Below are 12,012 nucleotides of genomic sequence, written 5' to 3' on the forward strand. Positions count from 1 at the left end.
CTCCCTGGTGAAATTAGCGCTGTGGAACCACCCGATCCCATCCCGAACTCGGAAGTGAAACGCAGCTGCGCCGATGGTAGTGTGGCTCAAGCCATGCGAGAGTAGGTCATCGCCAGGGTTTACACCCAAAACCCCGCTGCTCGCGCAGCGGGGTTTTTCTTTGTGCGCGCGAAATGCGGGTAGTGCCGGCCGCTGGCCGGCAACCCGATGGCGTTACATCGCCCGTTAGATCCAGGCCATACGCGGATATTCTCCCCGGGTAGCCACAGCGCCAACCAAGGTTGGCGTCTACCGAGGGCATGCGGACCCACAGTAGATCCACGCCGTGCGTGGATGGGCTGTCCCTGCAAAGATCGGTGCCAACCCCGCCTCCCCCGCGCCCGATCCAGGAAGCGCCCAGACAGTGCGCGTGGCTGTGATTGCCGGCCAGCGGCCGGCACTACCAGTAGATCCACGCCATGCGTGGATGCCCTTCGTGAGGAACCACGGCGCCAACCAAGGTTGGCAGCTACTGGCAGCAAGGCCTACGCAACAAAAAGACGGCGCCCTGCGGGCGCCGTCTGATCAGGATCGAACTGAAGGCCCGGATCAGGCGGCCTGCGAGACCTCGTTCGGTTCCTGCTGGCGGAACACCGAAACCGCTTCGGTCAGTGTGCCGGCCTGGCTCTGCAGCTCGCGTGCGGCGGCGGTGGCTTCCTCCACCAGCGCGGCATTCTGCTGTGTGGCCTGATCCATCTGCACTACGGTCTGGTTGATCTTCTCAATGCCGATCGACTGCTCCTGCGACGCCGCGGAAATCTCGCGCATCAGGTGGCTGACATCCTCCACGCCGCCAACAATGCCCTGCATGCGTTGGCCGGCGTCAGCTACCAGCTGGGCACCCTCACCCACCTGGCGGCCGGCTTCGTCGATCAGCTTCTTGATCTCCTGGGCCGCCGCCGCAGAGCGCTGCGCCAGTACCCGCACCTCGCTGGCCACGACCGCGAAGCCTCGGCCCTGTTCGCCGGCGCGTGCCGCCTCCACGGCTGCGTTCAAGGCCAGGATATTGGTCTGGAAGGCAATGCCGTCTATGACGCCGGTGATGTCGCCGATCCGCTTCGAGGCACCTTCGATGGCCTGCATGGTATTCACCACGCGCTGCATGGCTGTGTTGCCGTCACTGGCAGCGCTCTGCGTGGAAGCTGCCAACGCACTGGCCTCACGCGCATGGGCGGCGTTCTGGCGCACGGTGGCGGTGAGTTCCTCCATCGATGCTGCGGTCTCCTGCAGGTGCGCGGCCTGGCGCTCGCTGCGCTCGGACAACGCGCCGTTGCCGGCGGCAATCTCGCTGGCGGCGGTACTGATCGACGCCGCACATTCCTGGATGCGACCGACCATGCGTGCCAACTGACCGGCCGTGGCATTCGCATCGCGCTGGATGGCAGCGAAAGCGCCGTGATACTCGCCGTGCATGCGCCGGTCCAGATCGCCATTGGCCAGTGCCGAGAGCATCTGCCGCACTTCGTTGACGGTGCTGCCGAGCGTATCGAGCAGCTGGTTGATGCCACCGGTCAGCCCATCGAGGAAACTGGCACCTTCAGTGGCCTGCAGGCGCTGGTCGAGATCACCGGCCGCTGCCGCTGCGACGATGCCGGCCACGGCGTTTTCCAGCGCGAGTTCATGGGTGCGGTCATGCCATTCCACGGCGAAGCCCAGGCGCGCGCCCTGCGCATCGAACACCGGGGTGACCACCTGCGCGAAGTGCACCGGGCCGATCTGGACCTTGCCGTTGTGCGTGACCTGCAGGCCGTTGAGGATCGCGCGGATGCGATCCGGGTTGGCGTGGAAGCGGTGGATGCTGCTGCCGACCAGGCGCTCGGCATCGAAGTCGGGGAAGGCCTGGCGCAGTGTTGCCTGCTGGTTGCGCAGCAGGGCCACCACCGAGCGGTTCACGTAACGGATCACGTGGTCGTTGTCGGCAATCATCATCGCGGTGCGCGAGGCATCGAGCGCCTGGCGGATCTGCGCATTCTCGGCATGCGCTTCAGCCTCGCGCCCACGCTGCGCCTGCACGTGGCGGGCGGTATCGGCCAGCGCACGGGCCAGCGAACCGGGTGCATAGGCCGCGGTATCTGCATGTGCGCTCAGATCGGTGCCCGTCGCGATATCGCGCGCCAGTGCCGCCAGGCGGCGTGGGCCGTGGCCAAGTGCCTCGGTCTGCTGCCGCAGGCACAGCGCGACCTGGCCGAGGAACACGGTCAGGCTGGCGAACAGGCCCGCCTGCAGCAACGTCGGTCCCACGGCTGCGCCGTGCAGCAGCGGTACCAGCAGGGCGAGGGTGCCAACACCACCGGCCAGCCATACCGGCAGGCGATCGCGGTGGCTGAGCAGCACGCCCAGCAACAGCGCAATCGGCAATGCCGGTGACAGGCTGACGATCTCGCACAACAAGGCCAGCTGCAGCGACAACAGCAATGCCAGGCCATTGCGGGCGACGGCCCGGCCCGCCTGTGGACCGGCCAGCCAGAGGGCGGGCAGTACGGCGGCCGCGGCCAACGCAGCGCCCGGTACGTGGGGCCCACGCAGGGCCAGCACCAGGCCAGCCACAGCCAACGCCGCGCTGCCGATCAGCAGTCGACGGTCAGCGCGGTGCGCGAGCTGCTGCAGATGCGGCATGCGGGCGGTATCGGGGGGACGGGAGGATGCAACGGACATCGGCGACTCCTGGATCAGCAAACGACAACAGCCACGCCGCGGCACACGCAGGAGTGCGTGTGCAGGGCGCGAGCCGGGAATTCGGGGAATGCGGCGCGATCAGCGACGCGGAGACGGGACACCGTGGCCACATCCTGTGGGTGACGGTGCAGCAGAGCGGGCATGCGGACTTCCTTGCAGGACCAGACACACGCCGCAGGCCCGACCGGACCTGCGTGCTGCGGGCGCAGGGGCCCGCAACTGATGTATCGGCCGCAAACGCGCGGAGTGAAGCGCGCGGGCGCCTGCGCTCAGCCGGCGTTGTCGTTGCTGAAGAAGTGCAGGATCACGCCTGCGATCTGTTCCGGGTCTTCCATGTGCAGGTGATGGTTGCCGGCAAACACCGCCAGACGGCCATCGCGCAGGTGCTGCAGGCGATCGCTGCGCATCGGCTCGGGATAGTACGACTGCGCCGGTGTGGCGTAGATCACCTGCGTCGGGCAGGCGATGGCCTGCAGCAGGTTGTCGATCTGGCCTTCGCTGAGGCGGATCGCAGTGGGCAGCATCAGGCGCGGGTCGCTGCACCAGCGGTAACCACCTTCGACCGGTTCCACGCCGCGCTCGACCAGCAGCCGTGCACAGCGCTCGCTGAGCTGGTTGGTCATCATCCGCGCGCGGATCGGCGCGGCGAGGTCGGGGAACACGCGCAGCTGCTTGCGTGCCAGTGCGCGTGTGGCATTCACATGCTCGCGCAGGCGGTTGGCGGTTTCTTCCTCAGGACCACGCAGGCCGCCGAGTGCTTCGATCGCCACCAGCCGTTCGACACGGTCGCTGACCGAGGCGGTGAGGCTGGCGATGCCGGCGCCCATCGAATGGCCAAGCAGGCTGAAACGGTCCCAGCCCAGCGCGTCGGCGACGTCGAGTACGTGACAGATGGCGGCGGCCGTGGTGTAGCTGGCACCGGCCGGCAGATGCGCGCTGTGGCCGTGGCCGGGCAGGTCGATGGCCACCAGCTGCAACGACGACAGGTGCGGCGCCAGCGGCACGAAGCTGGCCGCGTTGTCGAGCCAGCCATGCAGGGCCAGCACGCGCGGGCCCTCGCTGCTGTTGCGCAGGCCGGCGACGCGCGCGCCACCGACCTCGAGTTCAAACGGCTGCAGGCTCATGCCAGTGACGCCACGGCCAGCCGTGCCAGCGCACGCGCGTGCTCCGGTTCGGCGTTGAGGCAGGGGATGTAGCGCATCGTCGCGCCGCGCTCGGCCAGTGTTTCGGTGAAGCCCAGTGCCACTTCTTCCAGCGTCTCCAGACAGTCGGTGGCGAAGCCCGGGCACACCACGTCGATCTGCTTCACGCCGGATTCGGCCAGCGCCCACAGGCTGGGCTCGGCATACGGCTGCAGCCAGCGCTCGCGGCCGAAGCGCGACTGATAGCCCATCTGCCAGTCGTCCCTGCCCAGCTCCAGTGCCTTGGCGATGGCCTGCGCACTGGCCTCGCAGCGCTGCGGATACGGATCGCCGGCATCGGCCAGGCGCTGCGGAATGCCGTGGAAGGAGAACATCAGTTTCTGGCCACGACCGTGCTGTTCCCAGTAGCGGCGGATCGAGCCGGCAACGGCGTCGACCCAGCCCGGATCGACCGAATAGTCGCGTACCAGGCTCACGGTCACGCCCGGATTGCGGCGCTGCCAGGCATCGACGCGGTCTTCGACCGAGGCGGTGGTGGTGGTGGAGTACTGCGGGTACAGCGGCAGCACCACGATGCGGCGCGCACCGTCGGCCGCCAGCCGGTCGAGTTCGCTGGCCAGCGCCGGTTCGCCATAGCGCATTGCATGGCGCACCGTCAGGGTCGGCAACAGCGCTTGCATGGCCTGCGCCAGCTGGCGCGTATGCACCATCAGCGGAGAGCCCTCCGGCAGCCAGACCTGGGCGTACTTGGCCGCTGAACGGCTGCTGCGCAGCGGCAGGATCAGTCCGCGCAGCAACGGCTGCCACAGCAGTGCCGGGATCGAGACCACGCGGGGGTCGGACAGGAATTCAGCCAGGTAACGGCGTACGGCGGGGGCCGTCGGCGTCTCGGGCGTGCCTAGGTTGACCGCCAGCACGGCGGTATCGGGTGCGTCGAGCATGAGCGGTATTGTCGCCGATCCGGTGCCGCGCCGGGATGCAGGGTTCGGATTGCAGGCATAGCGCGCATCAATGTGAGCAGGGAACGCTCATTGGGGATTCATGACAACACTACTAATTTCAGTCACTTGCTATATCTTCCTATGGACTGACTTCTGGAGCCTGCCATGCGTCGCCCGATCCAAGCCCTGCTGATCGCCGCCAGCCTGCTGTCCAGCCAGGCCATGGCCGGACCGCAGGAAGACCAGCGTGCCCGCAATGCCGTGCGCGTGCTGGCTGAAATCCAGGAAATCCCTGAACAGGGCATTCCGGACAAATTGCTCGACGAAGGCCGCGCGGTCATCGTCATTCCCGACACGATCAAGGCCGGTCTGGTCATTGGCGGTCGTCGTGGCCACGGCCTGATGTCCGTGCGCATGCCCAACGGTGCCTGGTCCAACCCGGTGTTCGTGAAGCTCACCGGCGGCAGCATCGGCTTCCAGGCCGGCGTGCAGTCTTCCGATGTGGTGTTGGTGTTCCGCAACGACCGTAGCCTGGACAACCTGGTCAACGGCAAGTTCACGCTGGGCGCCGATGCGGGTGTCGCCGCCGGCCCGGTCGGCCGCAATGCCGCCGCCGCCACCGACGGTCAGCTGAAGGCCGAAATCTGGTCCTGGTCGCGCGCCCGCGGCCTGTTCGCCGGTGTCGCCCTGGATGGTGCGGTGCTGCAGATCGACGATGCCGCCAATCTGGACGCCTACGGCAGCAACACCACGCCGCGCATGATCTTCGAAGGCCGCGCGGCCGGTTCGCCGTCGATGGATGTGGTCGCGTTCCGCGACCGCCTGGAAGAGGCCACCTACGCCGCGCGTAACAACCGCAGCGGCAACGGCGGTAGCGCGCCGCGCCCGGCAGCGGCCCCGGCGGTTGCTCCGGCGCCTGTTCAGGCAGCGCCGGCCGCCCCGGCCGAAGCCACTACCGCACCGCTGCAGAACGTGCCGCAGAACCCGCCGCCGCAGCAGCAGGGCTTCCAGCCGGTCAACGACGGCGAAATCCGCACGGAAACGCTGGGCGGAAACTGACTTTCGTCACGCGCGCCGGCTGACACCCGGTGCGCTATGCTCGACAGCCTGATCACTAACGTAACGAGCGTCTTTATGGGCAGTTTCAGCATCTGGCATTGGTTGGTCGTGCTGGCCATCGTCCTGCTGGTGTTCGGCACCAAGCGCCTGACCAGTGGCGCCAAGGATCTCGGTTCGGCGGTCAAGGAATTCAAGAAGGGCATGCGCGACGAGGACAAGCCGAACGCGCAGCTGGGCGATGAATCGCGCAGCCAGGACGCCTCGCGCGCCGCGCAGGACGAGCACGACCGTAACGCTCGCTGATCCGGAGCGGTCGCGGTGTTTGATATCGGCTTCAGCGAGCTGCTGGTGATTGCGGTGGTCGCCCTGGTGGTGCTCGGTCCCGAGCGCCTGCCCAAGGCGGCCCGCTTCGCCGGCCTGTGGGTGCGACGTGCCCGTAATCAGTGGGATTCGGTGAAACAGGAACTGGAGCGCGAACTGCAGGCCGAGGACATCAAGCGGCAGATGCAGGACGTGCGCCAGGGCATGCAGGACACCGAGAACCAGCTGCGCGCCAGCGGTGAAGCGATCCGTCGCGAAGCGCAGGAGGCCCAGCAGCAGGGCGATACGCTGGCGCAGGAGGTGCGCGCGCCGGCGCCCGCAGATCTTCCGCCGCACATGAGCGCCGTGCCCGACGCCGATGCGCCGGCACAGGAGAGCGTTGCTCCCGAGCCGACGCCGGCGACACCCCCTGAAGCCGGTGCGCCGCCGCCGCAGAGCAGCCCGGAGCGCCAGCCATGAGTGAACAGGATTTCGGCGAAAGCTCGCTGGTCGAACATCTGGTGGAACTGCGCGGCCGCCTGGTGCGCGCATTGCTGGGCCTGGGCGTGGTGCTGCTGGCGCTGCTGCCGTTTACCCAGAAGCTGTACAACGCGCTGGCCGAACCGCTGGTCTCGCAGCTGCCGAACGGGCAGACGATGATCGCCACCAACCCGGCCGGTGCGTTCTTCGCCCCGCTGAAGCTGACTTTCTTCGTGGCCCTGTTCGTGGCGGTGCCGTGGCTGCTGTACCAGCTGTGGGCGTTCGTCGCCCCGGGCCTGTATGCGCGCGAGAAGCGCCTGGCGGTGCCGTTGCTGGTGTCGTCGGTGCTGCTGTTCTACGCCGGCTGCGCCTTTGCCTACTTCCTGGTGCTGCCGGCGGTGTTCCACTTCCTGACCACCTTCAGCCCGGACGTGATCGCGATCACCCCGGATGCGAACGCCTACCTGGATTTCGTGCTGGCGATCTTCTTTGCCTTCGGCGGCAGCTTCGAACTGCCGGTGGCAATGGTGATCCTGGTGCTGCTGGGCTGGGTGACGCCGCAGCAGTTCAAGGAAGGCCGTGGCTACGCAATCGTCGGCATCTTCGTGGTGGCCGCAGTGCTGACCCCGCCGGACGTGGTCTCGCAGCTGATGTTGGCGATTCCGATGTGCCTGCTCTACGAGCTGGGCATCCACGCCGCACGCTGGCTGGTGCCGTCGTCGGTAGTGAAGAAACCCGCCGCCTGAAAGAAAAAAAGGGGACGGAGGGGATTAAGTCGTTAGCTGCACACACTGGGCATAAACGACTTAATCCCCTCCGTCCCCTTTTCCGTCATGCGTGGAACACGTCGCTTGAGGTCGGCGTGGTCGGGATCGGTGGGGCCGCGCGGCTGCCGCGATGCACGAACATCTGCTTCCACGCGGCGTAGACCGCGCCGACATACAGCGGCATCAGCACCGTGGTCAGCACCAGCTGGGCGATGAAGGCCGCAGCCAGCGGGCCACCGATCAGCATCGCGATCTGGATCACGATCACGAACAGGATGTACATGCAGAACGCGGCGATCAGGCCGAGCGCGGCGAACACGAACATCGCGCCGATGTTCTCGATGCAGCCCTGCAGGCTCAGGCGCAGCGCGTGCATGCCGCTCTGCTTGTCGAACACCACCAGCGCCGGCTGGGTGAACATCGCCAGCGACAGCGCCACCGCGCTCAGGAACACCAGCAGCATCCACAGCGCGATGCGCTTGGCCGGCAGGTTGGCGACCAGCGCGGCCGCGTCGTCCGGCTTGATCTGCTGGCCGCTGCGGCTGATTTCTTCCATCTTGGTCATGACCTCGCTGAAGGCGGTGAAGCCCTCGCGGCCGATCATCATGAACAACAGTGCGCCCAGCAGCAGCACCGCCAGCACCTGGATCGCCAGCGGCACCAGCAGGTGGCTGACGCGGTGGTCGCGGATCGGCTGCAGCAGGTGCGAGGCCAGGCCCGGGCGGCCTTCGTCGATCTCGCCCACGGCATACAGCATGCCGCCGAACATGATCGGCGAAATGGCCAGGGTCATGAGCTGTACTGCCATGCCGGCGGCGCCGGGAATCAAGGTCGACAGCAGGGTCACCACCCAGCTCACCAGCAGCCAGGTCAGGCCGATCCGGGCCAGCTGCAGCGGCGCACGCCGGTACAGGGAGAACGTATCCAGCAACCACTGGGCGCCCGCCGAGGCCGGCAGCTTGCGAATCTCTTTCATGGACATCCGGGAAGGACAGGAGGGGGCCGGGCGGCTGCCCGTGCCGCCGATTATCCCTGTTTTGCCACCGGCTGGGCTGAAGACAGCCGCGCCTGGCGGACGAAGCGGCGCAACAGCTGGCGGGCCAGTGGTGCGGCGCTGACCGCGCGCTCGATGCTGCGGGCGCAGCCGCCGTGGCGGCCGATGCAGTCGGCGCGGGCGCGCACGTAGCCGCGCATGTGGTGGGTGGCGAATTCCGGATGGAACTGCACGCCCCACGCCTGGCGGCCCCAGCGGAAGGCGTGGCAGCCGTCCAGCGGCGAGCGTGCCAGCACTTGGGCACCTTCCGGCGCGCGCAGCACCGTCTGCAGGTGGGTGGCGTGGGCGGCGAAATGCTGCGGCAGGCCCTGGAACAGCGGGTCCTGCGCGGCCTGCGGCTGCAGTTCCAGCTCGATCGTGCCGGACTCGCGCCCGGCCGGGTTGTAGGCCACCTCGCCACCCAGCGCGTGCGCCAGCAGCTGGTGGCCATAGCAGATGCCGAATACCGGCAGGTTGTCGTGGGCGGTCTGGCGCAGCCATGCGGCGCTGCGCTCGCTCCACTCGGCGTGGTCGGTGACGAAGGCGGCCGAGCCGGTCACCAGCACGCCGGCGAAGGCATGTGGGTCGGGCAGGGCGCCACCGTGTTCGACATCGACCACCACCGTCTCGTGCTCTTCCAGCCCGGCGGCGACGCGGATCCAGTGCGGAAAGCGCCCGTAGCGGCGCAGCGACGGTACCGGGCGGCCGGTTTCAAGGATCAGGAACGGGGCTGGGTTCATCCGGGGGCGGCAGCACTGACAGGACTTCCTCGATTGTAGTCAGCCCCTGCGCCACCTTTTCAAGCCCGGCCTGGCGCAGGGTTCGCAGCCCTTCAGCCCGCGCAGCCCGGCTGAAACCGGCCAGATCCATGTCGGCGCGGATCTGCCCGCGCAGCCGCGAGCCCAATGGCAGCAACTCATACAGGCCGATGCGGCCGAGGAATCCGGTGCGCCGGCACTCCAGGCAACCGACCGGCCGACAGGGCGTGGCGGCATCTGGATATGCGGCATGGCTATCAGCCAGCACCGCCCAGTCGGCGGCGCCGAGGCTGTGCGGCTGCTTGCAGTGCGGGCACAGCGTGCGCACCAGGCGCTGGGCAAGGATGCCGTTGAGGGTGCTGGCCAGCAGGTAGTGCGGCACGCCCAGGTCGAGCAGGCGGGTGACCGCCGAGGGCGCGTCGTTGGTATGCAGGGTGGACAGCACCAGATGGCCGGTCAGCGAGGCCTGCACCGCCATCTGCGCGGTTTCCAGGTCGCGGATCTCGCCGATCATGATGATGTCCGGGTCCTGCCGCAGCAGCGTGCGCACGCCGCTGGCGAAATCCAGGTCGATGTTGGTCTGCACCTGCATCTGGTTGAACTCGGGCGCGATCATCTCGATCGGGTCCTCCACCGTGCACACGTTCACGTCCGGCGTGGCCAGGCGCTTCAGCGTGGAATACAGGGTGGTGGTCTTGCCCGAGCCGGTCGGGCCGGTCACCAGCACGATGCCGTGCGGACGCTCCACCAGCGCATTCCAGCCAGCGGCCTCCTGCGGGCTGAAACCGAGCTGGTCGATGCTCTTGAACGCGGCATCGGGGTCGAAGATGCGCATCACGCACTTCTCGCCGAAGGCGGTGGGCATGGTCGACAGACGCATCTCGACCTCGCGGCCGCCCGGCGAACGGGTCTTGATGCGGCCATCCTGCGGGCGCCGGCGTTCGGCCAGGTCCATGCGGCCGAGCACCTTGATGCGGCTGACCACCGCGGTCATCACCGCCGGCGGTACCTCGAACACCTTGTGCAGCACGCCGTCGATGCGGAAGCGCATGCGCCCCATTTCGCGGCGCGGCTCCAGGTGGATGTCCGAGGCGCGCTGCTCGTAGGCGTACTGCAGCAGCCAGTCCACGATATGCACGATGTGCTGGTCGTCGGCATTGACGTCGCCGGTGCGGCCCAGCTCCACCAGCTGTTCGAAGCTGGGCAGGGTGGTATTGGCTTCGCCACGCACGTCGCCACGGGCGCCGCGCACCGAGCGGGTCACCCCGTAGAACTCCATGGTGTAGCGGTGCAGGTCCAGCGGGTTGACCACCGCCAGCTCGATGCGGCGGCGGGTCAGGTGCTGCAGGTCGCGGCGCCATTCCTGCACCAGTGGCTCGCTGGTGGCCACCAGCACGCGCTCGGCATCCACCGCCAACGGCAGGAAACGGTGGCGGCGCGCGTAGGCATGGGAGACCAGCGCGGTGACCGCGGCGACGTCGACCCGGGTCGGGTCGATGCGCAGGTAGCGGCTGCCGGTGCGCTGCGCCAGCCACTCGGTGAGGCGCTCCAGGGTCAGTTCGCCACCGCCGTTGGCGGCCAGCTTGAGGTTGGACAGCAGCACCAGCGGGTGCACTTCACTGGCGTTGCGTGCGCCCTGCGCGGAAAAGCGCATGCGCTCGCGGTCCTGCTCGGCCACCAGGCCATCGGCGATCAGGGCCGCGGCAATCTGCTCGAACTGCAGCCGTCCCCACGGCAGCGGTACGCCGCCAGCCTCGCCGGGCGTGCCCACCGGCAGCCGATGTTCCATCTGCCTGCTCCTCCCGGGTACGGAATGCCCCGCAGGTCGGCCGTTATACTAACGCACCCCCTTGCCGGCCAAGACTCGTACGCATGTCCGCGACCCCGACCGTTCCGATCACCTTCCAGGGCCTGATCCAGACCCTGAACCAGTTCTGGGCCCAGCAGGGCTGCGTGCTCATCCAGCCGCTCGACCTGGAGGTGGGCGCCGGTACCTTCCACCCGGCCACATTCCTGCGTGCGATCGGTCCGGAGAGCTGGAACGCGGCCTACGTGCAGCCCTCGCGCCGCCCGACCGACGGCCGCTACGGCGAGAACCCGAACCGCCTGCAGCGCTACTACCAGTACCAGGTGGCGATGAAGCCGGCGCCGGACAACATCCAGCAGCTGTACCTGGATTCGCTGAAGGCACTGGGCATCGACCCGCTGGTGCACGACCTGCGCTTCGTCGAGGACAACTGGGAGTCGCCGACGCTGGGCGCCTGGGGCCTGGGCTGGGAAGTCTGGCTCAACGGCATGGAGGTGACCCAGTTCACCTACTTCCAGCAGGCTGGTGGCCTGGAGTGCCGCCCGGTGCTGGGCGAGATCACCTACGGTCTCGAACGCCTGTGCATGTACCTGCAGAACTGCGACAACGTCTACGACCTGGTCTGGACCTATGGCCCGGACGGCCAGCCGGTGACCTACGGCGACGTCTACCACCAGAACGAGGTGGAGCAGAGCACCTACAACTTCGAGTACGCCGACGTGGAAGAGATGTTCCACCGTTTCGACGCCTGCGAACGCGAAGCGCAGAAGCTGGTGGAAGTGAACCTGCCGCTGCCGGCCTACGAGCAGGTGATGAAGGCCAGCCACACCTTCAACCTGCTGGATGCGCGCCGCGCGATCAGCGTGACCGAGCGCCAGCGCTACATCCTGCGCGTGCGCGCGCTGGCCCAGGCGGTGGCCAAGGCGTACTACGAGCAGCGCGAGAAGCTGGGCTTCCCGGGCGCGAAGAAGGCCTGACGGCCGCTCTCCCCCTTACTCCGGGGCGCCGGA

11 protein-coding genes and 1 rRNA gene are annotated in these 12,012 nt (G+C 67.8%); 6 read left to right on the plus strand and 6 right to left on the minus strand.

From position 1 onward, the window contains the following. Nucleotides 1-3: 3 nt before the first annotated feature. Nucleotides 4-118, plus strand: a 5S ribosomal RNA gene (gene rrf / locus V3B25_RS18405). A 470-nt stretch (nucleotides 119-588) separates the two neighbouring features. On the opposite strand, the gene V3B25_RS18410 is transcribed toward rrf, so the two are convergent. The 3 genes from V3B25_RS18410 to hemH form a co-directional block, all read right to left on the minus strand. Beyond that, the gene (locus V3B25_RS18410; RefSeq protein WP_329811221.1) at nucleotides 589-2,694 is read right to left on the minus strand and encodes a methyl-accepting chemotaxis protein; all 2,106 of its coding nucleotides are present in this window, start codon (nucleotides 2,692-2,694) and stop codon (nucleotides 589-591) included. 290 nt (nucleotides 2,695-2,984) lie between these two features. Continuing rightward, entirely contained in the window at nucleotides 2,985-3,839 is an 855-nt protein-coding gene (locus tag V3B25_RS18415; RefSeq protein WP_329811223.1) for an alpha/beta hydrolase, read from the minus strand. Continuing rightward, nucleotides 3,836-4,798 carry a ferrochelatase gene (hemH, locus tag V3B25_RS18420; protein ID WP_032128451.1) on the minus strand — a complete coding sequence of 321 codons (963 nt, stop codon included), beginning with the start codon at nucleotides 4,796-4,798 and terminating at the stop codon, nucleotides 3,836-3,838. Before hemH ends, V3B25_RS18415 begins: the two co-directional genes overlap by 4 nt. Before the next feature lie 165 nt (nucleotides 4,799-4,963). Between hemH and V3B25_RS18425 the strand changes: the two genes are divergently transcribed. From V3B25_RS18425 to tatC, 4 genes are all read left to right on the plus strand, one after another. Further along, complete coding sequence (locus V3B25_RS18425) at nucleotides 4,964-5,857, plus strand: YSC84-related protein (RefSeq protein ID WP_010482416.1); 894 nt, start codon at nucleotides 4,964-4,966, stop codon at nucleotides 5,855-5,857. Nucleotides 5,858-5,932: 75 nt separating this feature from the next. Next, nucleotides 5,933-6,160, plus strand: a complete 228-nt coding sequence (gene tatA / locus V3B25_RS18430) for a Sec-independent protein translocase subunit TatA (protein WP_032128453.1) — start codon at nucleotides 5,933-5,935, stop codon at nucleotides 6,158-6,160. Nucleotides 6,161-6,175: 15 nt separating this feature from the next. Then, on the plus strand, nucleotides 6,176-6,637 hold the full coding sequence (gene tatB, locus V3B25_RS18435; protein WP_032128454.1) for a Sec-independent protein translocase protein TatB: 462 nt from the start codon (nucleotides 6,176-6,178) through the stop codon (nucleotides 6,635-6,637). After that, nucleotides 6,634-7,383, plus strand: a complete 750-nt coding sequence (gene tatC, locus V3B25_RS18440; protein WP_032128455.1) for a twin-arginine translocase subunit TatC — start codon at nucleotides 6,634-6,636, stop codon at nucleotides 7,381-7,383. The genes tatB and tatC overlap by 4 nt, the downstream gene beginning before the upstream one ends. 85 nt (nucleotides 7,384-7,468) lie before the next feature. On the opposite strand, the gene V3B25_RS18445 is transcribed toward tatC, so the two are convergent. From V3B25_RS18445 to V3B25_RS18455, 3 genes are read right to left on the minus strand one after another with little or no spacing between them, the layout of a single operon-like run. Beyond that, nucleotides 7,469-8,380, minus strand: coding sequence for a BPSS1780 family membrane protein (locus V3B25_RS18445; protein WP_043399673.1), 912 nt, complete (start codon nucleotides 8,378-8,380; stop codon nucleotides 7,469-7,471). A gap of 50 nt (nucleotides 8,381-8,430) precedes the next feature. Next, entirely contained in the window at nucleotides 8,431-9,177 is a 747-nt protein-coding gene (locus tag V3B25_RS18450) for a glutamine amidotransferase (protein WP_329811229.1), read from the minus strand. Next, nucleotides 9,149-10,984 carry a GspE/PulE family protein gene (locus tag V3B25_RS18455; RefSeq protein WP_049424290.1) on the minus strand — a complete coding sequence of 612 codons (1,836 nt, stop codon included), beginning with the start codon at nucleotides 10,982-10,984 and terminating at the stop codon, nucleotides 9,149-9,151. Before V3B25_RS18455 ends, V3B25_RS18450 begins: the two co-directional genes overlap by 29 nt. 83 nt (nucleotides 10,985-11,067) lie before the next feature. On the opposite strand from V3B25_RS18455, the gene glyQ reads away from it, so the two are divergent. Then, complete coding sequence (gene glyQ, locus V3B25_RS18460; protein ID WP_006403404.1) at nucleotides 11,068-11,979, plus strand: glycine--tRNA ligase subunit alpha; 912 nt, start codon at nucleotides 11,068-11,070, stop codon at nucleotides 11,977-11,979. The last annotated feature ends 33 nt before the right edge of the window (nucleotides 11,980-12,012 follow it).

Origin of the sequence: Stenotrophomonas sp. SMYL8, assembly GCF_036320065.1 — a bacterium.
In the GTDB taxonomy this organism is placed as follows: domain Bacteria; phylum Pseudomonadota; class Gammaproteobacteria; order Xanthomonadales; family Xanthomonadaceae; genus Stenotrophomonas; species Stenotrophomonas maltophilia_A.